The sequence below is a fragment of the Sphingopyxis sp. BE235 genome (assembly GCF_031457175.1).
Classification (GTDB): domain Bacteria; phylum Pseudomonadota; class Alphaproteobacteria; order Sphingomonadales; family Sphingomonadaceae; genus Sphingopyxis.
The window spans coordinates 289,594-314,108 of record NZ_JAVDWC010000002.1; the positions used below are offsets into that span (position 1 = coordinate 289,594).

The following is a 24,515-nucleotide window of genomic DNA, read 5'->3' on the forward strand; positions in this document are numbered from 1 at the left end:
GGGGACTTGCAAGCGGCGGGGCGACACCCTAAATAGAAGAAATGCGGGCCGGGCCCCTCTGGCGTCGGCGGGACATATCCCGCCACGTGATGTCGGACCGCATCGGGTGACTCCGATGCTCTGGCCCTATCTCCCCCCTGTTTCCGGGGTCCCGGCATCGGCGTCACCTGCTTGATTTCTCAATCAGGAGGCCCTGTATGACTTTGAATCCCAATCTTTATCGTCTGACCGTGCTGCATCGCCAACTCGACGATGCCGAGCGCCGCGAGGTGCGCCGGCGCGGCGCCGATCCGTTCCGATTGCTGCGCCTGAAAACGCTGAAGCTCGCGGTGAAGGAGCGGCTTGCCGCGCTGACCCTGGCTTCTTTGGGGCGGCCCGCGCTGCGCCCGGCGCTCGCGCGCTAATCCATCATAACTAAGGACCGAGCACGCTGCCGAAAGGCGGCGCGCTCGGCATATCCAGGGAAATCACCATGGAATTTCTGTTTGCCGACTGGCTGGGCACCCCGGCCTGGTTCTGGCTGTCGTTCATCGCGCTCGTTATCGCGCTCACCGCCTTCGACCTTGGCATTCTCAACAAGGAAAACAAGGAGATGGGGATCGGCGAGAGCTTGAAGCTCTCGGCGCTCTACATCGGTATCGCGACCGCGTTCGGCGCGTGGGTCTGGGCCGCGAAGGGCGGCGAGGCCGGCCTGCAATATTATACCGGCTTCTTCATCGAGAAGGCGCTGTCGATCGACAATATCTTCGTCATCTCGCTGATCTTCACGACCTTCGCGATCCCGCCGCGCTACCAGTATCGCGCGCTCCTCTGGGGCATCGTCGCGGTGATCGTGCTGCGCGGCATCATGATCGCGGGCGGCGCGGCGCTCGTCACCGAATATGGCTGGCTGCTCTATATCTTCGCCGCGTTCCTCGTGTTCACCGGCGTGAAGATGCTGTTCGCGAGCGAAAAGCCGATGGACGTGAAGGGCAACCCGGTGGTCAAATGGCTTTCGCGCCGGATGCCGATCACCGAGGAACTGCACGGCGAAAAATTCTTCGTGCGCGTGCCCGATACGAAGACCGGCAAGATCGTCCTCGCCGCGACGCCGCTCTTCCTCGCGCTCGTCGTGATCAACCTCGCCGACCTTGTGTTCGCGGTCGATAGCGTGCCGGCGATCTTCGCGATCACGACCGACACTTTCATCGTCTACACGTCGAATATCATGGCGATCCTTGGCCTGCGCGCGCTCTATTTTGCGCTGTCGGCGATGGTCCACCGCTTCCACTACCTCAAATATGCGCTCGCGCTGGTGCTGATCTTTATCGGATCGAAAATCTTCGTTGCCGACTTCGTGCTGGGCGGAGCGAAATTCCCGCCGCTGGTCAGCCTAGGCGTGACGGTAGCCTTGATCGCAGGCGGCATCATCTGGTCGCTGGTCAAGACGCGCGAGGAAGAAGCGGCATTGCCGCAATAAAAATGTCCGCCGGAAGCGCAAGGGCTTCCGACGGACAGGCTTTCCTCCCCAGGAAAGCTCGGGAGGCACGGGGGTCGGGTCGCTGGCCCCCGCGCCAAGATGGGCGACGCGGGGGTTGCAACGGGCCCCCGCGTCTAACTTGTTTACGCGGCGAACTGGTTCATCGTGTTGTCCTTGCCTGCGGCTTTGAGGGCCGCTTCGCCGGCGAAATATTCCTTATGATCGTCGCCGATGTCGCTTCCGCTCATATTCTGGTGCTTCACGCAGGCGATGCCCTGGCGGATCTCGGCGCGCTGGACGCCCTTGACGTAACCCAGCATCGCTTCCTCGCCGAAATATTCCTTGGCGAGATTGTCGGTCGACAGCGCCGCGGTGTGATAGGTCGGCAGCGTGATCAGGTGGTGGAATATCCCCGCCCGCTTCGCCGAATCGCGCTGGAAGGTACGGATGCGGTTGTCGGCTTCGTCGCCGAGCGGCGTGCCGTCATAATCGACGCTCATCAGCTTGGCGCGGTCATAGGCGCTGACGTCCTTGCCGTCCTTCTCCCACGCGTCGAACACCTGCTGGCGGAAGTTCAGCGTCCAGTTGAAGCTCGGCGAATTATTGTACGCGAGCTTCGCGTTGGGGACGACTTCGCGGATGCGGTCGACCATGCCGGCGATCTGTTCGATGTGCGGCTTTTCGGTCTCGATCCACAGCAGGTCGGCGCCGTTCTGCAGCGAAGCGATGCAGTCCATAACGCAACGATCTTCGCCGGTTCCCGAACGGAACTGATAGAGGTTCGAGGGCAGGCGCTTCGGGCGCACCAGCTTGCCGTCGCGGTTGATCAGGACGTCGCCGGGGTTGCCCGCGCCGTCGACCTCTTCGCAATCGAGGAAGCTGTTATACTGGTCGCCAAGGTCGCCGGGTTCCTTCGTGAAGGCGATCTGCTTGGTGAGGCCCGCGCCGAGGCTGTCGGTGCGCGTCACGATGATCCCGTCCTCGACGCCGAGTTCCATGAAGGCGTAGCGGCAGGCGCGGATCTTCGCGATGAAATCCTCGTGCGGCACGGTGACCTTGCCGTCCTGATGCCCGCACTGCTTTTCGTCCGAGACCTGATTTTCGATCTGCAGCGCGCAGGCGCCGGCCTCGATCATCTTCTTGGCGAGGAGGTAGGTCGCCTCGGCGTTGCCGAAGCCCGCGTCGATGTCGGCGATGATCGGCACGACGTGCGTTTCGTGATTGTCGATCGCGGCCTGGATCTGCTTGGCCTTGAGTTCGTCACCCTCGGCGCGCGCCGCATCGAGTTCGCGGAACAGGCCGCCGAGTTCGCGCGCGTCGGCCTGACGGAGGAAGGTGTAGATTTCCTCGATCAGCGCCGGAACGCTGGTCTTTTCGTGCATCGACTGGTCGGGCAGCGGACCGAATTCGCTACGCAGCGCCGCGATCATCCAGCCCGAGAGATAGATGTAGCGGCCTTTGACGGTGCCGAAATGCTTCTTGATCGAGATCATTTTCTGCTGCGCGATGAAGCCGTGCCAGCAGCCCAAGGACTGGGTGTAGTTCGCGGGATCGGCGTCATAGGCGGCCATGTCGGCGCGCATGATACGCGCGGTGTAGCGTGCGACGTCGAGGCCGGTGCGGAACTTGTTCTGGGCGCGCATGCGGGCGATGCTTTCGCCGCTGATGCCGTCCCATGTGCCGTCGTAATCGCGGATGAGGCGGCCTGCCTGCGCCATGTCTTCCTGATAACCCATCGTCATATCCTTGTGCGGAGGTGATGGGTGGAAGTTGGCGAAGTTGCCGCCGAAAGTGAAAAGCTTTGTCAATAATATTTGTGAAATATGGCCGTTAGGTGTAAATCAGCGTGTAAATTGGTAAAGAAAGTTACAAACGATGGCGGAGCGACGGGTGTTTGCGGGGCCGGCGGTGCGCAAGGTGCGGCGCGAGGCGGCGATGACGCAGGCGGCGATGGCCGATGCGCTCGACATTTCGCCGAGCTATCTCAACCTGATCGAGCATGGCCAGCGTCCGCTGAGCGCCACGGTCATCGTGAAGCTCGCCGAACGCTTCGGGTTCGATGCGGCAAAGCTCGGCGCGGAGGATTTGCCGGGAGGACTGGCGGGCCTGCGGCGGCGGCTCGCCGACCCGCGCTTCGCCGACCTCGGCATCGGGACGCACGAGGTCGAGGAGTGGCTTCAGACGGCGCCGGCCACCGCCGCCGCCTTTGCCCGATTGTTCGATGCGGCGCCCGAGGGGCGCGCGGATGGCGAAGGCGATGCGCCCGAAGTTGCCGCGGTGCGTCGTGCGATCGATAAATGGCGCAACCATTTCCCCGATCTCGACGCGCGCGCCGAGGAGCTGGCCGACGAATTGCGGCTCGCGGGCGGCGATCTTTACGGCACGATTTCGGAGCGTTTGCGCACGCGGCACCAGCTCGGCATCCGCATCTTGCCGTCGGACGTGATGCCCGACCGGCTGCGCTGGCTCGACTGGCATGCGCGGCAACTCATGCTCAATGAGCTGCTGCGCCCCGCATCGCGCACCTTTCAGGCGGCGGCGACGCTGGCGCAGATCGAGGCGAAGGCCGAGATCGACGCGCTCGTCGCGGGCGCCGAATTTGCTGAAACGGCCGCCGCGCGATTGTTCGAGCGCCATCTGATCCAATATTTCGCGGCCGCGCTGATGATGCCGTACAGCCGCTTCCTGCGCGCGTGCGATGCGACGGGTTATGATCTGCTGTTGCTCCAGCGCCGTTTCGGTGCGGGCTATGAGCAGGTCGCGCACCGGCTGACGACGCTCCAGCGTGTCGGCGCACGCGGGCTGCCCTTTTTCATGCTGCGCATCGACCGCGCGGGGCAGGGGAGCAAGCGTTATGCCGGGGCGAGCCAGTCGCCGCTCGTCGACGGCGACGCGCGCTGCCCTTTGTGGGGCGTCCATGAAGCCTTCGCCCGCCCCGGCGAGGTGGTCGCCGATCTGGTCGAACTCGAGGACGGATCGCGCTGGTTCACCCAGTCGCGTTCGGTCGCCGCCCCCGGCGCGACCGGAAGCGGCGCGCCCGCGCGTTTCGCCGTCTGCGTCGGGGTCGATGCCAAGGTTGCCGCACCGCTGATCGCCGCGCGCGGGATTGACCTGATGCGCAGCCCCGCGACGCCGATCGGGCTCGGCTGCCGCCGCTGCACGCGGACGGGCTGCGTCCAGCGTTCGATGCCGCCGCTCGGCCGCCCGCTGCGCTTCCGCGAAGGCGAGCGCGGGGTGAGCGCGTTCGATTTCGCGGGCGATTGACCGAAAATTGCCGATGCGCGGCTTAAATCGACACGCGCGGTGCCGTATTTGGAACGTGGCGCGGTGATCGGCCGCGACGGGACCGAAAATGCTTGTTCGAATAAGACCAGAAGACGTCGAGATCGGCATGTTCATCCACGCCTTTGAAGGGTCGTGGTTCGACCACCCGTTCTGGCGCCGTTATTTTCGGGTCGAGACCCAGGACCAGCTGCAGCGAATTCGCTATTCGGGAATCGACGGCATTGTGATCGACGACGGGCGCGGACTTGGCGCGCCCGAAGATCGGCCGGCGGCTGAAACCCAAGAAAAACCGCGCAGCAAGCGTTCGCCACCAGCGAAACGGCCGGGGAGCGACGCCACGCCGTTCCGCGCCGCCGCCCCCTTTGCGCCGCCGTCGTCGCCCGCGCGCGACGCGCCGCGCCGCCGCCGCGGCTATGCCGGGGAGTGCCGCCGCGCCAAGCGGGCGATCGAGCGGACGTGCGAGGCCGTGGTCGACATGTTCGACGCCGCGCGGCTGGGCCGGGCGGTCGAGGTTCGCCGGATGGTCAAGCTCGCCAGCGCGATCGGCGCCTCGATCGAGCGCGATTCCAAGGCGCTGATCAACCTCGTCCGGCTCAAGGAGAAGGACGAATATACCTATCTTCATTCGGTCGCGGTCTGCGCGCTGATGATCAACTTCGCCCGCCACATGGGGCTTGAACCGCAGGAGGTCGAGGATCTGGGCGTTGCGGGACTGCTCCACGATGTCGGCAAGGTCGCGGTGTCCGACGCGATATTGAACAAGCCCGGCGCACTGTCGAAAGTCGAAATGCGGTCGGTGCGGAGCCATCCGGTCGCCGGTCATCGCCTGCTCGCAAGTTCGCCCGGCGCCCCCGACCTCGCGCTCGAGCTCTGCCTGCGGCATCATGAAAAGATCGACGGGTCGGGTTATCCCGGCGGCCTGAAGGGTGACGAGCTGTCGCTCGCCGCACGCATGGGGGCGATTTGCGACGTCTATGACGCAGTGACGTCGAACCGGCCGTACAAGGACGCGTGGACGCCGTGCGGGGCGCTGACCGCGATGCAGAAATGGACCGGGCATTTCGACCCCATGCTGCTCGACCGCTTCGCCGATAGCCTGGGGATCTTTCCGGTCGGGACACTGGTCCGGCTGTCGACGGGCGAGCTCGGGGTTGTCGTCGGAAGCGCCGGCGATGCGGACGAAGATGTCGTCGTTCGGGTCTTTTTCGACTGCGAGACGCTGTCCGAGATCGAACCCATCGACCGCGCGATCGCGCCGGCGGCCGAACATCCGCGGATCATCAGTCGCGACAGCCCGAATTTCTGGCGCTTTCAAGATTGGGATGTGCTGCGCGTTCGCATCCTTGCGTCGAGCACGGCGTCGGCCGCCGTGCCGGATCCCGATCATCCGATCGGCCCGCGCGGCGCCGACCGATGAGCAGTTCCAACTGACTCACACGCGGCCGATCGCCTGCTGCGCGCGCATCCTTTCGCGCGGAGGATCGTTGATCCTGCTCCTAGCCAAGAGGACCAGCGCTTGAAACTTTCCCCTTTTTTACCGTGCCTTTTCCTGATCGCCGGTTGCAACGCCGCCCCGGACGATAGCGCCAAAAAACCGACATCATCGACGACCGCCGCCGATCCGGCTTCGCTGGATTTCAAAGATGCCCCGCCCGCCGCGGTTTCATTCAGCGAACCACCGGCGCTTCGCGCACAAGTCCTGCTCGATCGCCTCGGCTTTTCCCCCGGTGTGATCGATGGAAAGGAAGGGCAGTCCTATTCAGCGGCGCTCCGTGGTTTCCAGAAAGCGCATGACCTGCACGACAGCGGCAAACTCGACGCGGCAACGCTGCAGGCGCTGCAACAATGGCAACAGGTTCCCGCGACCCGGCTGGTGATCATTCCCGCCGGCTTTGCTGCGGGGCCGTTCGTTCCGGCATTTCCGAAAGACGCGGCCGACCAGGCCAAATTGCCCGCGCTGGGCTATCGCAATTTGACCGAAGCGCTCGCCGAACGCTTTCACACCACGCCCGAGACACTGGTCGCGCTCAACAGCCCCTCGACGCTGGTGGGCGCGGGCCGCCCGTTCCGCGTCCCCAACATCCCCGATATCGACCGGGCGACATTGGGCGAGGATGCGCGCGGCTGGAACGGCACGCTCGAACGCCTGGGCGTCGCGCCGACACAGGTCGCAGCCGCAAAGCTGGTGGTCGACAAATCAGAGGGTGTGCTGAAAGTTTATGACGAGGGGGACAAGCTGGTAGCGCAATTTCCTGCCACGATGGGCAGCAGCCGCGACCCGTTGCCTATCGGCAACTGGAAGATTCAGGGCGTGAGCCGCAATCCCGACTTTCATTATAATCCGAAACTGTTCTGGGACGTCAGCGACAGCAAGGAGGCGGTGTTGCTGCAACCCGGGCCGAACAGCCCGGTCGGGGTCGTGTGGCTCGACCTCAACAAGCCGCACTATGGCATTCACGGAACAAGCGAGCCGCATACGATCGGGCGCGCCGAGAGCCACGGCTGCGTCAGGCTGACCAATTGGGACGCCGCGCGTCTGGCCCAGATGGTCAAGCCCGGAACCCCGGCGATCTTCCAGAATTAGCTGCCTTCGGGGCCGCGATGGCCCTTCGCCCGTCGCTGACAGGCGAAGGGTTTTCATGTGTGGCTCAGGCCTTTTGCGCGGCCACCCAGCGGTCGATCACCGATTCGAGAACCGAGATCGGCATCGCACCCGCCGACAAAGCCGTGTCGTGGAAGCCGCGGATATCGAATTTGTCGCCGAGCGCGGCCTTCGCCTTCTCGCGGATCGCGACCCAGCGCGTTTGCCCGACCATATAGCTCGTCGCCTGGCCCGGCCACACGCAATAGCGCTCGATCTCGGTGACGTTCGACCCTTCGGGGGTGCCGAGCGAGTCGTTATAATAGGCGATCGCCTTCTCGCGGCTCCAGCGAAAGTGGTGGAGGCCGGTGTCGACGACGAGGCGCGCGGCGCGGAACATATAGGATTGCAGATAGCCGAGCTGGCCCCACGGGTCGTTTTCATACACGCCCATTTCGTCGGCGAGCTGCTCGGCATAGAGCCCCCAGCCCTCGGTATAGACCGAATAGGCGGGCAGGCGGCGGAGGCGTGGGACGCCCTCGGCCTCCTGCGCGAGCGCGATCTGGTGGTGATGGCCGGGCGTCGCTTCGTGATAGGTCAGCGTCGGCAGCGTCCACGACGGGTTTTCGGCGGTGTCGCGCAGGTTGATGTAATAGGCGCCGGGGCGCGAACCATCGAGCGCCGGGATCTGGTAATAGCCGCCGGGCGCGCCCGCCTCGATCTCGGGCGGCACGCGGCGGATATCGCACTTCGCCTTGGGCAGCCGGCCGAAGGCTTCGGGCAGGCGGCGCTGCATTTCCTGGATCTGCTCGTTCAATTTGGCGATCAGGTCGGCCTTGCCCTTGTCGGTGTTGGGATAGAGGAAGCGCGGATCCTTGCCGAGTTCGCGCATCCGCTGCGCGACCGTGCCCTTGGTCATGCCTTGCTTTTTGAAGATCGCGTCGGCGCGCGCGGTGAGCGCTGCCATGCGGTCGAGCCCGAGCTTGTGCACCTCCTCGGCCGACATGCCCGTCGTCGTCGCATAGCGCAGCGCATAGGCATAATATTCGTCGCCCTTGGGCAGGCGCCACACGCCGGCGTCATGCGTCGCACGCGGTCGCACCGCGGTGAGCTCGGCGGCCTGGCGGCGCATCGCGGGATAGATTTTGCCCTCGACGATCGCGGCGCAGCGGCTCGCCCAGTCGCCGGGAATCGCGGCGGTCTTGGTCTTGAGGTTGGTGGTCAGGATATTCGCATCGGGGGCGGGCGCCATGATGCTTTCGAAGAGGGCCAGCGTGCGGTCGATGACGAAATCGGGCGGGATGACGCCGGCGGCATGATCGGCCTTGATGCGGCCGGTTTCATTGTCGAGCTGCACCGCGAAATCAGCGCAGCGTGAAAGATAGGATTCGGCATCGGCGGCGTTGGCGATGCTGTGCTGGTTGACGAGGAAATCGGGGATCGAGCGATAGGTGCCGCTCAATTGCGTCACTGGATGCGGTTCAGGCCAGCTATGAAGTCCGTAGCTGAAGGTGTCGTAAGCTTTGACATAATCCTCCCACGGGCCGCGGAACGTCTCGTAATTGACGAGGTCCATGCCCGAGAGCTTCTTCGGGTCGATCGTCTTCAGTTCCTTGAGCCCGGTACGATAGAGATCGTGCCCCTTCTTGATCCCCGCGGGCGAGCGGTCGGCGAGTTTCGCTTTCGCCGCGGCGCGGTCGCCCTTGTCGGCGCCGAGCGACGTCGCGAATTCGGGGTCCTGATCGAGCAGCATGTCGTAGATGCGCTCGTAGATTGCGGTCAGCCGCGCGCCTTCGCCGTCGGGCACCGCGGCGAACGCGGTGCGCGGACGGACGCCGGCGAGCATCGAGGAAGCCGCGGCGGCGGCGAGTAGGGTGCGACGGTCGAACATGGGGCGATCTCCAGAACAGCTATGGCGCGCTCCAGTGGAGGCGCCTCATGGGTGTACTGGTATAGCAAGTCACCGCGGGTGCAAGTGCTTGATGCGACTTCGCTCTATTCGCGCGCCTTGGCCGCCGTGCGGACCTCTTGCGACCGCCCGAGCGGGATCACCAATATGTCGTCGCCGTCGACGATCACCGCAATATTGTCCATGCCGAGGATCGACACGCGCTTGTCGCCCGCGCGGACCAGATTGCCGCGGCTTTCGTGGAGAAAGGCGTCGCCCGTGACGGCATTGTCGGCGCCGTCCTTGTCGGCGAGCGCATGGATCGTGTGCCAGCAGCCGAGATCGGACCAACCCATCGCCACGGGGACGACCGCGACGCGATCATCCTTTTCCATCACCGCATAATCGATCGAATCGGACGGCGCCTTCGCGAACTCGATTGCGTCGGCATAGAGCGCGTCGCCGTCGCGCATACCCGCCGCGACGGAGTTGTCCGCGGCCTCGAAGATCGCGCGGCAATGCGTCAGCATCGCATCGCGCATCCGTGCGGCGCGGAACAGGAAAATCCCGGCGTTCCAGCTGTATCCGCCGGCCGCGAGCATGGCTTCGGCATCGGCGAGCGGGGGCTTTTCGACGAAACGATCGACCGCGAAGCCCCAGGATTCGTCGGCGCCGCCGAGCGGGCGTCCGGCGGCGATATAGCCGAAGCCCGTTTCGGGGCTGTCGGGCGTGATGCCAAAGGTGACGAGCCAGTCCTGCTGCGCGAGGCGCACCCCCTTGGCGATCGCGGCGTGAAATGCGGGAACGTCGGCGATCACATGATCGCTCGGCATCACGAGCAGCAATGTGTCGGCATCGGCCTGCGCGACCGCGAGCGCGATCGCCGCGGCGGTGTTGCGCGGCATCGGCTCGACGAGCAGCGTTTCCTCACGGTCGTCCATCTGTTCGCGAACCATCGCGACATGCCCGTCGCCGCACAGGACGATCGGGGGGAGAAAGTCGGGACCGGCAGGGGTGCGCTCGACAGTCTGGCGAAACAGGCTGCGCTGGCCGTGAAGCAGCAGGAACTGCTTGGCGCGGGTGCCGCGCGATTCGGGCCAAAGCCGGGTGCCGGCACCGCCGCACAGGATAACGGGCTGGATCATCAGCGTCATAAGTTCGAGTCTATCGCGTTGGAAGCGGCGGGTCACCCTGTCATTGCGGATATGGGGAGTGTAAAATTAACCGACAGTTGACGCCTCGGCTGTAGTATCGAGCGCGCGAAAGGTCCCCATGTTCCGGCTGTTTAAACATTATGTCCCGCACGCCGTCGTCTGGCTGGCGCTGATCGAATTTTTCGCGCTGCTCGGCTCGGCCGAGGGGGCGTGGCATCTTTATGCGCAGCAGGCGGGGTTCGACGCCGGGCCGCTCGCGGGCCGCTGGCTGCCGCTGCTGACCTTCGGCCTTGCCAATTCGCTCGCGATGATGGCGACCGGAATGTACGGGAACGAGGGGCTGCGCTCGATGCGTTTCGCCACCGCGCGCCTGCTCGCGGCGATTTCGCTCGGCGTGATTTTCCTTTCGGTGCTCGGCTTCCTGTTGCCGACGGCGACGCTGTGGCGCGCCAACAGCCTGTACGCGATGATCTTTGCCATCGCGGTGCTGTTCGTCATCCGCCTCGCGCTGACGCAGTCATCGGGGACCGAGGCGTTCCGGCGCCGCATCCTCGTCCTTGGCGCCGGGCCGCGCGCCGCGCGCCTTGCGGCGCTTGCCGACGCGCCGGGGAGCGGGCTCGAAATGGTCGGCTTCATTGCGATGAGTGCGACCGAAAAGACCGTGCCGGGCGCCGTGCCGCGCGAAGCCCTCGACAATCTGTCTGACCATGTCGTGATGCTGCGCGCGGGCGAAGTCGTGCTCGCGCTGGAGGAACGGCGCAACGCGCTGCCGCTGAACGACCTGCTGCGCGTCAAGACGACGGGTGTGCATGTCAACGATATCGCGAGTTTTATCGAGCGCGAAACGGGACGCGTCGACCTTGCGACGACGAACCCCAGCGGGCTGATCTTTTCCGACGGATTTTCGGCGGGACAACGGATTTCGAAGGTCGGCAAGCGGCTGTTCGACATCCTCGCCAGCCTGCTTGTGCTGGTCGTCGGCCTGCCGCTGATCATCGTCGCGGGGATCGCGGTGATCCTCGATAGCCGCGGCCCGGTCTTTTACCGCCAGCCGCGCGTCGGGCTATTCGGCGAATCCTATGACATCTTTAAGATCCGTTCGATGCGCACCGATGCCGAGGCCGCGGGCAAGGCGGTGTGGGCGAGCGAAAACGACCCGCGCGTCACCCGCGTCGGCCGCATCATCCGCAAGCTGCGCATCGACGAGCTGCCGCAGACCTGGTGCGTGCTGAAGGGCGACATGAGCTTTGTCGGGCCGCGCCCCGAACGGCCGAGCTTCGTCGAGGAACTCGAAAAGAAGCTGCCCTTTTATGCCGAACGCCACATGGTGAAGCCGGGCCTGACCGGCTGGGCGCAGATCAACTATCCCTATGGCGCCTCGGTCGAGGACGCGCGCGTGAAGCTCGAATATGACCTCTATTACGCCAAGAATTATTCGCCCTTCCTCGACCTTTTGATCCTGCTCCAGACCGTACGCGTCGTGCTGTGGCCGGAGGGCGCGCGGTAGCCGTGGGCGCGCTGGCCGGCCTGTCCCAGATCCTGTCGGGCCTCGCGCTGGCGGGCTTTACCGGTGTCACTTTGTGGCTGCTGATGCGGCCGCGCGCGCGGATGGCGGCATTGATGCCGGCGCCGCGGTTGCTCGCCGTAACCGCAGCCGCCACCGCGCTGTGGTGCGCAGCGATGGCCGTCTATGGCGCCGGATCGTCGCAATCTTTGGTCGTGCAGACGGTGCGCGACCTCGCCATGCTCCTCTGGTTGGGGGCAACCTTCTGGTCGCCGCGTGCGCCGATGTCGCGGCCGCTGCGCCTGATCGTACGTATGCTCGCGACGATCTGCCTGCTGGCGCTGCTGCTCGGCGCGGCGGCGCATTTGCGCGCCGGCGCGGCGGCCGAGCCATGGATGACGCCGACGCTGGGTTTTGCCGCGACGGTCGTGGCGATCGGTGGACTGTTGATGATCGACGCCGGAATTCGCCATGCGAGCGCGGGTCAGCGCATGCCGGTGATGGCGGTCGCCGGCGGGTTTGCGATGCTGTGGGCCTATGAACTCAACGTCCAGCTGATCGGCGCGCTGACCGGCGAAATCGCATCGACGCTGATCGCGCTGCTTCCGGCGATCGTATTGCTCACGCTGCCGGTCTATGTGGTTGCCGCGATGGACATCGGGCGCGAGCGAATGCGTTTGTCGCGCACCGCCGCGACGCGCACGCTGATCCTGCTCGGCGCCGCCGCCTATCTGATCGTGATCGCGCTGACCGGTGCCGTCGCGCGCGTCGCCGGCGGCGATTATGCCGAACTGGCGCAGGCGATCTCGTTGTTCGTCGCGCTCGGCACTGGCGGACTGATGCTCGCCTCGGCGCGATCGCGGGCGTGGCTGTCGGTAATGATTTCCAAGCATTTCTTCGAGCACCGCTATGACTATCGCGCCGAATGGATGCGCTTTACCGCGACATTGGGGCAGGGTGCCCAAGGCGATGGGGGCGAGGACGACCGCAATCTGCACCGCCGCGTCGCCAAGGCGCTCGCCGAACTGACCGGAAGCCCCGGCGCGTTGCTGATGCTGCCCGGCGCATCGGGGGGCTTTCGCATCGCCGAGCATTGGCATTGGCCGGACGGCGCGAGCGAGGATGCCATGCTCTCGTTGCGGTCGGCCTTCATGCTGCAGGAAACGCAGCATATCGTCGACCTCGATGCCGAGCGCCGGGGTCATCCCGGCGAAGATCTGGCGATCCCCGAGTGGCTGATCGCCGATACGCGCGCTTGGGTGGTCGTGCCGGTGCTGCATTTCCAGCGGATGATCGCGGTCGTCGTGCTGCATCGGCCCGCGGTGTCACGCGCGCTCGATTGGGAGGATCTCGACGTGCTGCGCATCGCGGGGCAGCAGGCGGCAAGCTATCTCGCCGAATCGCAGAGCCAGCAGGCCTTGTCGGAGGCGCGGCGGTTCGACGAATTCAACCGGCGCTTTGCCTTCATCATGCACGACATCAAGAATCTGGCGAGCCAGATCGGGCTGCTCGCGCGCAACGCCGAGCGTCACGCCGACAAGCCCGATTTCCGCGCCGATATGATCGAGACGCTGAAGATTTCGGCGGGGCGCCTCAGCGACCTCCTCGTCCGCCTGTCGCCGCGCGAGCGCGGGCCAGCGGCAGAGGCGGGGCGGACGCTGGTCGAGCCGGTGCTGAACGAGATCGCGGCCGAAATGCGTCCGCGCCGCGCGCTGTTCGTCGGTTGTCAGGCGGGGCTGTCGGCATGGGCCGATGCGGGGGCGGTCCGGCAGATCGTGCAGCATCTTGTCGCCAATGCGATCGATGCGTCGGCGCCTGACACCTCGGTCCAGGTCGTCGCGGTGGCCGAACAGGGGCGCGTGCGGATCGACGTGATCGACCAGGGCTGCGGCATGACGCGCGATTTCATCCGCGACGAGCTGTTTAAGCCGTTCGTGTCGACGAAGGAATCGGGTTTCGGGCTGGGGGCGTTCGAAGCGCTGCAGATCGCGCAGGCGATGGGCGGGGCGATCGAGGTGGCGAGCGAGCCGGGCAAGGGGAGCAGCTTCACGCTGTGGCTGCCGCTCGCCGATGCCCGCGGCGACGCGGGGGGCGACGCGCGTGTGATGAAAGTGGGACATAAATGACCGATAGCGGGGCCAATCTGCGCAAATTGCTGGTGGTCGAGGACGACCCGGGGCTGCAGACGCAGCTCAAATGGGCGTATGAGGATTATCAGGTGCTCGTCGCGGGCGACCATGATGCCGCGATCGAGTTGCTGCGCGCCGAGGAACCCGATGTGGTGACGCTCGACCTTGGCCTGCCGCCCGATCCCGACGGCACGCGCGAGGGGTTCCGGACGCTGAAAGCGATCCTCGAAGCCAAGCCCGACACCAAAGTGATCGTCGTGTCGGGGCACGGCGAACGCGCGAGCGCGCTGACCGCGATCGCGAGCGGCGCGTGGGACTTCTACCAGAAGCCGATCGACATCGACGAGCTGGGGCTGATCGTTGCCCGTGCCTTCCATGTGCGCGAGCTCGAGGTCGAGAATGCGCGGCTCGCCGAGCAGGGTTCGAGCGACAATCGCGTGCTCGGCGGGATGATCACCGGGGCGCCCGAGATGCAGAAGGTGGCGCGCACGATCGAGCGCGTCGCGAACCTCGACGTCTCTGTGATGCTGCTCGGCGCAAGCGGCACCGGCAAGGAATTGCTCGCGCGCGGACTGCACGAGGCGAGCGGGCGGCGCGACGGGGCGTTCGTCGCCATCAACTGCGCTGCGATCCCCGAGAATCTGCTCGAAAGCGAGCTGTTCGGGCACGAGAAGGGGGCGTTCACGGGCGCGGTCAAGACGACCGAGGGCAAGATCGAGCTCGCGCATGGCGGGACGCTCTTCCTCGACGAGGTCGGCGACATTCCGCTGCCGCTCCAGGTCAAGCTGCTGCGCTTTCTGCAGGAGCGGACGATCGAGCGCATCGGCGGGCGCAAGGCGATCGCGGTCGATACAAGGATCGTGTGCGCGACGCACCGCGACCTCGATGCGATGATCGCCGACCAGAGCTTTCGCGACGACCTCTATTATCGGCTCGCCGAGATGGTCGTAAAGATTCCATCGCTCGCCGAGCGCCCGGGCGATGCGGTGCTGCTCGCGCGGCATTTCCTCCACCAATATGCGCCCGAGATGAACCCCGGTGTGCGCGGCTTCGCGCCCGACGCGTTGCAGGCGATCGACGAGGGGCGCTGGCCGGGCAATGTCCGCGAGCTGGAAAACCGCATCAAGCGCGCCGTGATCATGGCCGATGGCAAGCTGGTGATGCGCGAGGATCTCGATATGGCGGGCGGCGAGGCGGAAGGCGAGGAGGCGTGGCTCAACCTGCGCAGCGCGCGCGAAGCCGCCGACCGCGTCGCGATCCGCCGCGCGATGACGCAGAGCGAGGGCAATATTTCGGCGGCCGCCAAGCTGCTCGGGATCAGCCGCCCGACGCTCTACGACCTGCTCAAACAATATCGGATGCAGGCCTGAATGGATTTAGGCCGCTTCTGGACAAAGGCGCTGCTGCTGGCGGCGCTGCTGCTCGGAGCGTGCGGCGACGGGGCGTCGTCCGCGCCGCGCAAGGCGCTCGCGGAGCGCCGCGCTGCCCTCGAGAACGCCATCGCGAGCGATCCCAAGGTCATTGTCGAGCGTGTCGAACTGGCGCGCGTCGCGATCAAGCTGGGCGACGGGGTCGGGGCCGAGGCGGCGGTCAAGGGCGCGATCGGCGCGGGCGCCAAGGAAGCGGCGCTGCGCCCGCTCTTGGCGCGCGCCTATGCGATGCAGGATGAGGGGAGCCGTGCGCTCCAGACGCTCGACGACGGCCCGATCATTCCCGAGATGATCGGGGAGGCGGCGTGGGTCGCGGGCGACCTGCACCTCGGCAATGGCGATCTGGCCGCCGCGCGCGAAGCCTATGACCGCGCGGTGCACGAACTGCCGCGCTCGTCGGCCTTGTGGGTCGACGTCGCGCGCTTTCGCGATGCCAATGCCGACACGCTCGGCGCGCGCGATGCGGTCGATTATGCGATCGAACTCGACAAGGCGAACAGCGCGGCGCTGGCGTTCAAGGCGAACCTCGTGCGGACCGAGGATGGGCTCAACGCGTCGCTCGCCTGGTACGAAGACGCGCTTGCCGCCGATCCCGACAATGAAGATGCGCTGATCGAGCAGGCGGCGACGCTCGGCGACCTCGGACGCTACCGCGACATGCTCGCATCGCTGCGCCGCGCCGCGACGATCGTCCCGCGCGATCCGCGTCTCTTCTATCTGCAGGGGGTGCTCGCGGCGCGCGCCGACAATTACCGGCTCGCGCGCAGCCTGCTCCAGCGCACGCGCGGCGAACTCGACGCGCAGCCGTCGTTCATGCTGCTGAGCGCGATCGTCGAACTCGAACTCGGCGGCGAAGCGGTGGCCGCGACCTGGGCCGACCGGCTGCTGGCCGAGCAGCCGGAGAATTTTACCGCACGCCGCATCCTCGCGGCCGCCGAATGGAGCGATGGCGACGCCGACGCCGCGCTCGCCGCCTTGCTGCCGCTGCTCCAGCGGCCCGACGCCGACAGCTGGTCGCTGCTGCTCGCATCGCGCGCGGCGGCGGAACTCGGCCGGCGCATCGAATCGGCGGACTATCTGGGGCGCGCGGCGGCGCTGGCGCCCGGCGAGGCGGTGCCCTTTGCCGCCGACAATGACTATGGCCTGCTGACGCTGGCGGCCGATGCCGAGCCGCTCAATCCGGCTAGTGCGATTCCCGCTATTTCGGCCGATTTGACGAGTGGCAATGGCGCGCGAGCGATCGCGCGCGCCACGCGGCTCCGCGATGCGAACCGCGGCGTTGCCGACGCGCATATCCTGCTGGGCGATGCGGCGCTGGCGGCCGGACGTACTGAGCTGGCGGTGCAGGCGTATCGCGCCGCGCGCGATCTCGATGCGAGCGAGCGCACCACATTGCGGCTCGCCAATGCGCTGTTCCGCGCGGGGGATGCCGCGGGTTCGGGCGCTGCGATCCTCGCGCTGCAGCGCAGCCAGCCGTCGAGCATCGCCGCCGACCGATTGTCCGGGCATCTGGCGATGGACCTCGAACATTGGGACCAGGCGATCGCGCATTTCGAACGCGTACGCCGGCGGATCGGCAATCGCGACGTCGTGGTGCTCCGCGAACTGGCGCGGGCGTGGGCGGCGAAAGGCGACGATGCGCGCGCGCTGCCGCTGATCGACCGCGCCTATCGGTTGCAGCCGCTCAATGCCGGGATCATGGAGTTTTACGCGGACCTGCTCGAACGCCGCGGCAGCAAACAAGCGGCGACGGACCTGCGCGACAAGGCGGCGCAGATCGGGCGGTAGGTGGAGGAATGTCGGCTAACGACCGATTGCCGCCCTATCTTTCATCGTCATCCCGGACTTGATCCGGGATCCATGACCGCACCATCGTTATGGACCCCGGATCAAGTCCGGGGTGACGAAGCTTGGGGCGAACGGCAGGTCTCAATCCAAAAGCGGAAAAAGGCGTTACGCCTCGGTCAAATCCAGCAACGTCCGCGCGTCGAGGCCGATGCGGCGCATCTGCTGCGCGACCGGCGGCCAGACATTGGCGAGGAAATCGGCGCGCATAAGGTCGCGGAGGCGCTCGGTCGCACCCGCTGCGACAAACATGCCGACCCCGCGCTTCACCGTGACCAGTCCTTCGTCCTGAAATGTCTGATACGCTTTCGCCACCGTCAGCGGGTTGGCGCCTTCTTCGGCGGCGAGCGATCGGACCGACGGCAACATGTCGCCATCGCGAAACTGGCCGTCGAGGATGGCGTTGGCGATGACATCGCGCAGACGCTGGTACACGGGTTTGGACTGATCGAGCATGCCGCCTTAATGCCATAAGACAGCAGCACAGTCAAATTAGGATTATTACAAATTAGGTTCGGAAAGTGAAACTAAATTTCCCAAGCCCGGACGACATCGTCATATTCGGGGCGGGGCCGTTCATCGAGTTCGCGCGCGGGCGTTCCCAGAAAGAAATAGCCGACGATCGTGTCGCCGTCGCCGGCGCCGAACGCGGCGGCGACCTCGGCGCTATAAGCGGCCCAGCCCGTCAGCCAGCTGCCGACAAAGCCGTGCGCGTGCGCGGCGTGGAGCAGGTTCATGCCGACCGCGCCCGCCGACATCTGTTGTTCCCAGACGGGGACCTTCGCTCCCGCCACCGGCGCCGAGACGAGCACGAGCAAGGTCGGTGCCTGATGCGCGAACTGGTCGAGCGCCGACAGGTCCATGCCCGCGGCGCCCGGATTCTCTGCGATCCATGCCTTTTTGAGCAGCGCCGCGAACGCCTCGCGCTGATCGTCGGCGACGGTGACGATGCGCCAGGGCGCGAGCTTGCCATGGTCGGGGGTGCGTAGTGCCAGCGCGATGATGCCCCGAAGCTGCGCGGCGTCGGGGCCGGGGGCGATCATGTCGCGCGCCTTGCCCGAACGGCGGGTGGCGAGATGGGCTAGGAGCGAGGAGGTGTCGTTGAACATGGTGCGCCATGTGGCCTTTCGCGTCACTTTCTGCAAGTGTTGCGAACGGTTCGCAGTAATATTTGGCCCGATCGAGACGGTTTCACGCGCAATTAGATTCTTCCAATACGCAATTTTCGCGCTAGGTTGCCGCATTCGCGCGGCGGGAGGCCGCGCCAGACAATCCTAAAAGGGACGCAACATAATGAAAAATATGGGCTCGTGGGACGAGGGGGACTGGATTGCGGTAATCGCACTTCTGGTCCTCGGCGTCTTCCTCAGCATCGGTGCGCTGATCGCCGGCAGCAAGAAACCCGAATTCGCCGGACACCCCAAGGGCCTCTACATGCTCTTCTTCGCCGAAATGTGGGAGCGCTTCTCCTACTACGGCATGCGCGCGATCCTGATTTTCTACCTGACCCAGCATTGGCTGTTCAACGACAGCAAGTCGAACCTGATCTACGGCGCCTACACCAGCCTCGTCTACATCACCCCGGTGCTCGGCGGCTATCTCGCCGACCGCTACCTCGGGCAGCGCAAGGCGGTGTTGTTCGGCGGCCTGCTGCTCGCCGCCGGCCACAGCCTGATGGCGGTCGAAGGCGTCGGCGGACAGAATGATCCGACGATCAACGTCTTCTGGGCCGCGCTCGCCTTCATCATCGTCGGCTCGGGCTTCCTCAAGGCGAATATCTCGGTGATGGTTGGCCAGCTGTACCGGCTCACCGACATTCGCCGCGATGGCGCCTATACGATCTTCTATATGGGCATCAACGTCGGCGCCGCGCTCGGCACGATCCTTGTCGGCTATCTCGGCCAGCGGATCGGATGGGGCTATGGCTTCGGGCTCGCCGGCATCGGCATGCTCGCCGGTCTTGTCGTTTTCGTTCTCGGCAAGAGCGCGCTCAAGGGCGCGGGCGAAGCACCCGCACCGTTGTCGCGGTCGAGCGAATGGACGCTCTACGCCGTCGGTTTGGCCGCGGTCGCGGTGATCTGGGCGCTCGTCCAGTATCAGGACGTTATCCAGAATCTGCTGCTCGTCTCGGGCATTCTCCTGCTCGGCTACGTCATCCTCGTGGCGACGTTCCAGCTGCCGTACGGATCGATCGGCGCCGGTCCGCGGAGCCGCGTCAACATCGCGCTCGCGGGCCTCGCCCTGATGCTGTTCTTGCCGCTTGCGCTGATCCTCGGCCTCGGCATCGCCAGCGGACCCGTCGCGCTCGGGCTCGCGCCCGCGGCGTGGGTGGCGCTGTTCGGCTTCCTCCTCCTCCTCGGCGTGATGGTGGTCGAGAAGATGAACCGCGAAGACCATGCGCGCGACCGGATGTTCGCGATCCTGTTCCTGATCGCCCTGAATCCGCTGTTCTGGGGCCTGTTCGAGCAGGCGGGCGGATCGATGAACCTGTTCACCGACCGCTATGTCGATCGCGGCGCGGTGCCGGCTTCGATCTTCCAGTCGATCAACCCGATTTACATCATCCTGCTCGCCCCGCTGTTCGCCGCACTGTGGCAATGGCTTGGCAAGCGCGGCAAGGAACCGTCGGCCCCCGCCAAGTTCGGGCTGGCGCTGGCGCAGATGGGGCTTGCGAACCTCATCCTCGTCTGGGGCGCGCAGGCGTTCGGCATCGCGGCGATGACCCCGGTGATCTTCGTCTTCCTCTATTACCTCCTCGCCACGACCGGCGAGCTGTGTCTCAGCCCCGTCGGCCTCTCGGCGATGAACCGGCTGGCGCCGACCTTCGTCGCGTCGCTCATCATGGGCGCGTGGTTCTATATGACCGCGGTCGGCAATTTCGTTGCCGGCAAGATCGGCGAAGCGACCGGCGGGCATGGCGGCGAGATGAGCAAGGCCAAACTGCTCGAGATTTACGAGATGTTTGGCTGGATCGCGATCGGTGCCGCAGTGGCGGTGCTGGCGGTCAGCCCGATCGTCAAACGCTGGATGCACCTCGACACGCTGCGCGACCGCGACGACGGGCTGGCGGGCATCGGCGAGGCCGAGCCGCAGGCGGCCGGCGTTCATCCCGAACCCAAGGGGGCGTAATCGATGATCCGTGGTGTGAAGGGCAGCCTGCTGGCTGCGGTGTCGCTGGCGCTCGTCGGTTGCGCGGCGAGCAATGGAGAGACGGCCTCGGCGGGCGACAAGCCCGCCGAAAAGCCGGTGAAGTTCAACAAGGACCCGTATCCGTCGACCTACAAGGCTTATCCCGGGCAGGTCACGGCGGTCCGTAACGTCACGATCTTCGACGGCGAGGGCGGGCGGATCGACAATGGCACCGTGCTGCTGGCGAACGGCAAGGTTGAGGCCGTCGGGGGTCCCGATACGCCGATCCCGGCGGACATCGCGGTCTATGACGGCACCGGCAAGTTCCTTACCCCCGGCATCATCGATATCCACAGCCACCTTGGCGACTATCCCTCGCCCAGCGTCGAGGCGCATTCGGACGGCAATGAGGCGACATCGCCGACGACCCCCGAAGTGTGGTCCGAGCATAGCGTCTGGCCGCAAGACCCGGGGTTCAGCCGCGCGCTCGCCAATGGCGGCGTGACCAGCTTGCAGATCCTGCCGGGCAGCGCGAACCTGATGGGCGGGCGTTCGATCACGCTCAAGAATGTGCCCTCGCGCACGGTGCAGGGGATGAAGTTCCCCGGCGCGCCCTATGGCCTCAAAATGGCGTGCGGCGAGAATCCGAAGCGCGTCTATGGCGGCAAGGGGCGCGCGCCCTCGACGCGCATGGGCAATTTCGCGGTGAACCGCGCGACCTGGCAGAAGGCGGCGGCGTACAAGAAGAAGATGGACGACGGAAAGGCCGTCGACCGCGACCTCGCGATGGAAACGCTCGCGGGTGTGCTGTCGGGCGAGATCCTCGTCCACAACCATTGCTATCGCGCCGACGAAATGGCGCTCGTCATCGATATGTCGAAGGAGTTCGGCTATAAGGTGTCGACCTTCCACCACGCGGTCGAAGCGTACAAGATCGCCGACATTCTTGCGAAGGAAGGCATTTGCTCGGCGATGTGGGCCGACTGGTGGGGCTTCAAGATGGAAGCCTATGACAGCGTCAACGAGAATATCCCGCTGGTGTACAAGGCCGGGGCGTGCACGATCGTTCATTCGGATGATGCGAACCAGATCCAGAGGCTCAACCAGGAAGCTGCGAAAGCGCGTGCCGCGGGGCGCCGCATCGGCATCGACGTCAGCGATGAGGTGGCGTGGACCTGGCTGTCGTATAATCCGGCCAAGGCGCTGGGTATCGGCGACAAGACGGGCAGCCTGAAGCCGGGCAAGATGGCCGACGTCGTGCTGTGGAACGGCAATCCGTTCAGTGCCTATACGCGCCCCGAAAAGGTGTGGATCGACGGCGCACTGATGTTCGACGCGAACGACCCGAAACGGCGTCCGGTGAGCGATTTCGAGCTGGGCCAGCCGGGCGAAGGAGACGTGAAATGATGCGCGCTCTTCTTCTTTCCGCCGCAGCGCTGATCGCGGTTCCGGCCGCTGGGCAGGATGTCGCGATCGTCAACGCGAAGCTCGTCATCGGCGACGGCAGCGCGCCGATCGAGGGCGGCACCGTCGTCGTGCGCGGCGGCAAGGTGGTCGCGGCGGGTGCGGGCGTTGCGGTGCCCGCGGGCGTCGAGCGCGTTGACGCGCAGGGCAAATATGTCACGCCGGGCATCGTCGCGGCGTTCAGCCGCGTCGGGCTGACCGAAGTCGATGCCGTCACCGGCACGAACGACCGCTCGGCCCCGCGCACGCGTTTCTCGGCGGGGCTCGATATCGCGCCCGCGCTGAACCCGATGGGATCGCCCGTCGCGGTCAACCGCGCGTCGGGCGTGACGCGCGCGATCGTCGCGCCGGGCAGCAGCAGCAATCTGTTCGCAGGCCAAGGCGCGGTCGTCGACCTCGCCGACGATATGGACATGGTGACCAAGCCCCGCGCGCTGCAATATGTCGCGTTCGGTGAGGATGGCTCGGCAAAGGCGGGGGGCAGCCGTGCGGCGACTTTCCTGCTCTTCCGCGAGCAATTGCTCGCGGCGCGCAGCTATGCGAGCAATCCCGCGACGCTCGCCGAATGGGGCAATGACGCGATGATCCAGCGCGCCGACGCCGATGCGCTGGTGCGCGTGATCGACGGCACGACGCCGCTGTTTGTGCGCGTCGACCGCGCCGCCGACATCGTCAACGTCATCAAGCTGAAGGGCGAGTTCCCCGCGCTGAAGCTCGTGCTCGTCGGGGTGACCGAAGGCTGGCTCGTCGCGCGCGACATCGCGGCGGCGAAGGTTCCGGTGCTCGTCTCGCCGCTCACCGACCTGCCGTCGACCTTCGAACAGCTCGGCGCGACGCAGTCGAACGCGGGCCGGCTCAAGGCCGCGGGCGTCGACGTGTCGGTCGGCGTGTTCGACGACGATGACGCGCACAAGATGGGCTATGCGACGCAATATGCCGGCAACCTCGTCGGCCTCGCGCGCGTGCCGGGTGCCAGCGGGATGACGTGGGATCAGGCGTTCGCGTCGATCAGCAGCGTCCCGGCACGCGCCGTCGGCATGGAAGGCAGCATCGGCTCGCTGCGTCCGGGCCGCGCCGGCGATGTCGTGATCTGGGACAATGACCCGCTCGAACTCGGCAGCCGTCCGACGGCGGTGTGGATCGACGGCAAGGCGCAATCGCTGACGACACGGCAGGACCGCCTGCGCGATCGTTATGCAACGCCGCAGGAAGGGGCATTGCCCAAGGCATACGACCGATAGGCGGGGGTAGGCGTTTCGACGCCTGCCCATCGCCTACCCTTTATGTTGACACTGTTATCTTTGTCGCGCAATCGTTGGCGCCCGGCGCATTCCGAGTCGCGCAGCGGCGAGCCGGGCGATAAATGATGAGACATTGTTGGAGGAGGGATTGGTCATGCAGCCCGTGTCGCTTTTGATCACCACCTGCGTGTTGTTCGTGGGGTCGCATCTCGCGCTGTCGCATCCGCTTCGAGACGGGCTCGCGGCGCGGCTCGGCGAGCGCGGGTTCCAGATCGTCTATTCGATCGTCGCGATCGCGACGTTCATCATGGTGGTGCAGGCGTGGCGCGGGATGCCGCCCGAGCCGCCATTATGGGTGGTCGACGATCCGCTGTGGATCCTCACGTCGCTGATCGTACTTTTCGCCAGCATCCTCTTCATCGGATCGCTGATCGGCAATCCGGCGCTGCCCGCACCGCACGCCGCGCGCGATGCGGCGGCGACGCCGCGCGGTGTGTTCGCGATCACGCGGCACCCGATGATGTGGGGCTTTGCGCTGTGGGCTTTTGCGCATGTGCTGGTGATGCCGACCACGGCGCAGATCATCCTGTCCGCGACGATTATCTTCCTCGCCCTCGTCGGTTCGGCGGGCCAGGATGCGAAAAAGGCGCGGCTGATGGGCGGTGCCTGGCGCCAGTGGGCCGCGCGGACAAGTTTCGTGCCTTATGCGCGGCAGGTCGGCGGGGTAACGCCATGGGCCGACACAATCCCGCGCCCGCACGCGCTGCTCGGCGGGATCATACTATGGCTTGTCGCGACCTGGGCGCATGGCGCGCTTGGTTATATGGTCGCCGGGATCTGGCGTTGGGTGGGATAGGAGCCGAATGAACGCGGACACACATCTCAACGACCTGTCGCTGCGGCTGCTTGGCCGCGCGTTCGACGAGCTCGATCCCGAAGAATCGCGTGTGGTCGCGTCGATCGCAAAGCGCGCCCCCAGCAGCCGCGACGCCGCCGATATCGAGGATGCGCAGGCGAGCACCGGCGACCGGCTGGCCGACCGGGTCGCGGCGGTCGGCGGCTCATGGGGCTTCATCATCGTCTTTGCGCTGATCCTGTTCGGCTGGATGCTGCTCAATTCGGAAATACTCCATCGCTTCGGCCTCGCGTTCGACCCCTATCCCTACATCTTCCTGAACCTGATGCTCTCCACGCTCGCTGCGATCCAGGCGCCGATCATCATGATGAGCCAGAACCGGCAGGCGGCGAAGGACCGGCTGACCGCGAGTGTCGATTACGAGATCAACCTGCGCGCCGAGCTGGAGATCATGCGGCTGCATGAGAAGCTCGACCAGATGCGGATCGCCGAGCTGGCGGAGAAGGTCGACGCGCTGTGTGTGCGGCTGGACGGGAAGAGATAGTTACTT

Annotated in this window: 19 protein-coding genes; 14 read left to right on the top strand and 5 right to left on the bottom strand. The window is 65.7% G+C overall.

Going from position 1 to position 24,515, the window contains the following annotated elements:
* Window positions 1-197 precede the first annotated feature (197 nt).
* Together J2X38_RS08585 and J2X38_RS08590 are read left to right on the top strand one after the other, a co-directional pair.
* On the top strand, window positions 198-404 hold the full coding sequence (locus tag J2X38_RS08585) for a DUF465 domain-containing protein (protein WP_058538074.1): 207 nt from the start codon (window positions 198-200) through the stop codon (window positions 402-404).
* 68 nt (window positions 405-472) lie between these two features.
* Window positions 473-1,459, top strand: coding sequence for a TerC family protein (locus J2X38_RS08590; protein ID WP_058538073.1), 987 nt, complete (start codon window positions 473-475; stop codon window positions 1,457-1,459).
* Between the two features lie 143 nt (window positions 1,460-1,602).
* Here J2X38_RS08590 and J2X38_RS08595 read toward each other — a convergent pair whose 3' ends face one another.
* Window positions 1,603-3,195, bottom strand: coding sequence for an isocitrate lyase (locus J2X38_RS08595; protein ID WP_310253182.1), 1,593 nt, complete (start codon window positions 3,193-3,195; stop codon window positions 1,603-1,605).
* A gap of 139 nt (window positions 3,196-3,334) precedes the next feature.
* Here J2X38_RS08595 and J2X38_RS08600 point away from each other — a divergent pair, with 139 nt between their 5' ends.
* The 3 genes from J2X38_RS08600 to J2X38_RS08610 all read left to right on the top strand — a co-directional run bounded on the left by J2X38_RS08600 (window position 3,335) and on the right by J2X38_RS08610 (window position 7,328).
* Window positions 3,335-4,723, top strand: a complete 1,389-nt coding sequence (locus tag J2X38_RS08600; protein WP_310253184.1) for a short-chain fatty acyl-CoA regulator family protein — start codon at window positions 3,335-3,337, stop codon at window positions 4,721-4,723.
* A gap of 88 nt (window positions 4,724-4,811) precedes the next feature.
* Window positions 4,812-6,161, top strand: a complete 1,350-nt coding sequence (locus J2X38_RS08605; protein WP_310253186.1) for an HD-GYP domain-containing protein — start codon at window positions 4,812-4,814, stop codon at window positions 6,159-6,161.
* A 99-nt stretch (window positions 6,162-6,260) separates the two neighbouring features.
* Complete coding sequence (locus tag J2X38_RS08610; RefSeq protein ID WP_310253188.1) at window positions 6,261-7,328, top strand: L,D-transpeptidase family protein; 1,068 nt, start codon at window positions 6,261-6,263, stop codon at window positions 7,326-7,328.
* Window positions 7,329-7,392: 64 nt separating this feature from the next.
* On the opposite strand, the gene J2X38_RS08615 is transcribed toward J2X38_RS08610, so the two are convergent.
* Both J2X38_RS08615 and J2X38_RS08620 read right to left on the bottom strand, forming a co-directional pair.
* Entirely contained in the window at window positions 7,393-9,216 is a 1,824-nt protein-coding gene (locus tag J2X38_RS08615) for a DUF885 family protein (protein WP_310253190.1), read from the bottom strand.
* Between the two features lie 104 nt (window positions 9,217-9,320).
* Window positions 9,321-10,367 carry a sugar phosphate nucleotidyltransferase gene (locus J2X38_RS08620; protein WP_310253192.1) on the bottom strand — a complete coding sequence of 349 codons (1,047 nt, stop codon included), beginning with the start codon at window positions 10,365-10,367 and terminating at the stop codon, window positions 9,321-9,323.
* A 118-nt stretch (window positions 10,368-10,485) separates the two neighbouring features.
* On the opposite strand from J2X38_RS08620, the gene J2X38_RS08625 reads away from it, so the two are divergent.
* Genes J2X38_RS08625 through J2X38_RS08640 form a run of 4 tightly spaced genes read left to right on the top strand, consistent with a single transcriptional unit; the run spans window position 10,486 to window position 17,218 of the window.
* A complete protein-coding gene (locus tag J2X38_RS08625; protein ID WP_310253193.1) occupies window positions 10,486-11,874 on the top strand; it encodes a TIGR03013 family XrtA/PEP-CTERM system glycosyltransferase in 1,389 nt (462 codons plus the stop codon).
* Between the two features lie 2 nt (window positions 11,875-11,876).
* Entirely contained in the window at window positions 11,877-13,997 is a 2,121-nt protein-coding gene (gene prsK / locus J2X38_RS08630; protein ID WP_310253195.1) for an XrtA/PEP-CTERM system histidine kinase PrsK, read from the top strand.
* On the top strand, window positions 13,994-15,370 hold the full coding sequence (gene prsR, locus J2X38_RS08635) for a PEP-CTERM-box response regulator transcription factor (protein ID WP_058538065.1): 1,377 nt from the start codon (window positions 13,994-13,996) through the stop codon (window positions 15,368-15,370). Before prsK ends, prsR begins: the two co-directional genes overlap by 4 nt.
* Window positions 15,371-17,218 (top strand): tetratricopeptide repeat protein, encoded by a 1,848-nt coding sequence (locus J2X38_RS08640; RefSeq protein ID WP_310253200.1) that lies wholly within the window; start codon window positions 15,371-15,373, stop codon window positions 17,216-17,218.
* A gap of 165 nt (window positions 17,219-17,383) precedes the next feature.
* Here J2X38_RS08640 and J2X38_RS08645 read toward each other — a convergent pair whose 3' ends face one another.
* Window positions 17,384-17,731, bottom strand: coding sequence for a GntR family transcriptional regulator (locus tag J2X38_RS08645; RefSeq protein WP_056374231.1), 348 nt, complete (start codon window positions 17,729-17,731; stop codon window positions 17,384-17,386).
* Between the two features lie 71 nt (window positions 17,732-17,802).
* Complete coding sequence (locus J2X38_RS08650; protein ID WP_310253202.1) at window positions 17,803-18,384, bottom strand: nitroreductase; 582 nt, start codon at window positions 18,382-18,384, stop codon at window positions 17,803-17,805.
* 184 nt (window positions 18,385-18,568) lie between these two features.
* Between J2X38_RS08650 and J2X38_RS08655 the strand changes: the two genes are divergently transcribed.
* From J2X38_RS08655 to J2X38_RS08675, 5 genes are all read left to right on the top strand, one after another.
* On the top strand, window positions 18,569-20,404 hold the full coding sequence (locus J2X38_RS08655) for a peptide MFS transporter (RefSeq protein WP_310253204.1): 1,836 nt from the start codon (window positions 18,569-18,571) through the stop codon (window positions 20,402-20,404).
* A 3-nt stretch (window positions 20,405-20,407) separates the two neighbouring features.
* Window positions 20,408-21,811, top strand: coding sequence for an amidohydrolase (locus J2X38_RS08660; protein ID WP_310253206.1), 1,404 nt, complete (start codon window positions 20,408-20,410; stop codon window positions 21,809-21,811).
* Complete coding sequence (locus tag J2X38_RS08665) at window positions 21,808-23,109, top strand: amidohydrolase family protein (protein WP_310253208.1); 1,302 nt, start codon at window positions 21,808-21,810, stop codon at window positions 23,107-23,109. The genes J2X38_RS08660 and J2X38_RS08665 overlap by 4 nt, the downstream gene beginning before the upstream one ends.
* 154 nt (window positions 23,110-23,263) lie before the next feature.
* On the top strand, window positions 23,264-23,965 hold the full coding sequence (locus tag J2X38_RS08670) for an NnrU family protein (protein WP_310253210.1): 702 nt from the start codon (window positions 23,264-23,266) through the stop codon (window positions 23,963-23,965).
* 7 nt (window positions 23,966-23,972) lie between these two features.
* Window positions 23,973-24,509, top strand: coding sequence for a DUF1003 domain-containing protein (locus tag J2X38_RS08675; RefSeq protein ID WP_310253212.1), 537 nt, complete (start codon window positions 23,973-23,975; stop codon window positions 24,507-24,509).
* Window positions 24,510-24,515 lie beyond the last annotated feature (6 nt).

Bases quoted from the DNA above. Each gene is read 5' to 3' on its own strand.
- J2X38_RS08640 (WP_310253200.1), top strand. From the start codon at position 15,371: ATGGATTTAGGCCGCTTCTGGACAAAGGCGCTGCTGCTGGCGGCGCTG.
- J2X38_RS08645 (WP_056374231.1), bottom strand. From the start codon at position 17,731: ATGCTCGATCAGTCCAAACCCGTGTACCAGCGTCTGCGCGATGTCATC.
- J2X38_RS08665 (WP_310253208.1), top strand. From the start codon at position 21,808: ATGATGCGCGCTCTTCTTCTTTCCGCCGCAGCGCTGATCGCGGTTCCG.
- J2X38_RS08615 (WP_310253190.1), bottom strand. From the start codon at position 9,216: ATGTTCGACCGTCGCACCCTACTCGCCGCCGCCGCGGCTTCCTCGATG.
- J2X38_RS08650 (WP_310253202.1), bottom strand. From the start codon at position 18,384: ATGTTCAACGACACCTCCTCGCTCCTAGCCCATCTCGCCACCCGCCGT.
- J2X38_RS08590 (WP_058538073.1), top strand. From the start codon at position 473: ATGGAATTTCTGTTTGCCGACTGGCTGGGCACCCCGGCCTGGTTCTGG.
- J2X38_RS08670 (WP_310253210.1), top strand. From the start codon at position 23,264: ATGCAGCCCGTGTCGCTTTTGATCACCACCTGCGTGTTGTTCGTGGGG.
- J2X38_RS08660 (WP_310253206.1), top strand. From the start codon at position 20,408: ATGATCCGTGGTGTGAAGGGCAGCCTGCTGGCTGCGGTGTCGCTGGCG.
- J2X38_RS08675 (WP_310253212.1), top strand. From the start codon at position 23,973: ATGAACGCGGACACACATCTCAACGACCTGTCGCTGCGGCTGCTTGGC.
- J2X38_RS08605 (WP_310253186.1), top strand. From the start codon at position 4,812: ATGCTTGTTCGAATAAGACCAGAAGACGTCGAGATCGGCATGTTCATC.
- prsR (WP_058538065.1), top strand. From the start codon at position 13,994: ATGACCGATAGCGGGGCCAATCTGCGCAAATTGCTGGTGGTCGAGGAC.
- J2X38_RS08595 (WP_310253182.1), bottom strand. From the start codon at position 3,195: ATGGGTTATCAGGAAGACATGGCGCAGGCAGGCCGCCTCATCCGCGAT.
- J2X38_RS08600 (WP_310253184.1), top strand. From the start codon at position 3,335: ATGGCGGAGCGACGGGTGTTTGCGGGGCCGGCGGTGCGCAAGGTGCGG.
- J2X38_RS08625 (WP_310253193.1), top strand. From the start codon at position 10,486: ATGTTCCGGCTGTTTAAACATTATGTCCCGCACGCCGTCGTCTGGCTG.
- J2X38_RS08655 (WP_310253204.1), top strand. From the start codon at position 18,569: ATGAAAAATATGGGCTCGTGGGACGAGGGGGACTGGATTGCGGTAATC.
- J2X38_RS08585 (WP_058538074.1), top strand. From the start codon at position 198: ATGACTTTGAATCCCAATCTTTATCGTCTGACCGTGCTGCATCGCCAA.
- J2X38_RS08620 (WP_310253192.1), bottom strand. From the start codon at position 10,367: ATGACGCTGATGATCCAGCCCGTTATCCTGTGCGGCGGTGCCGGCACC.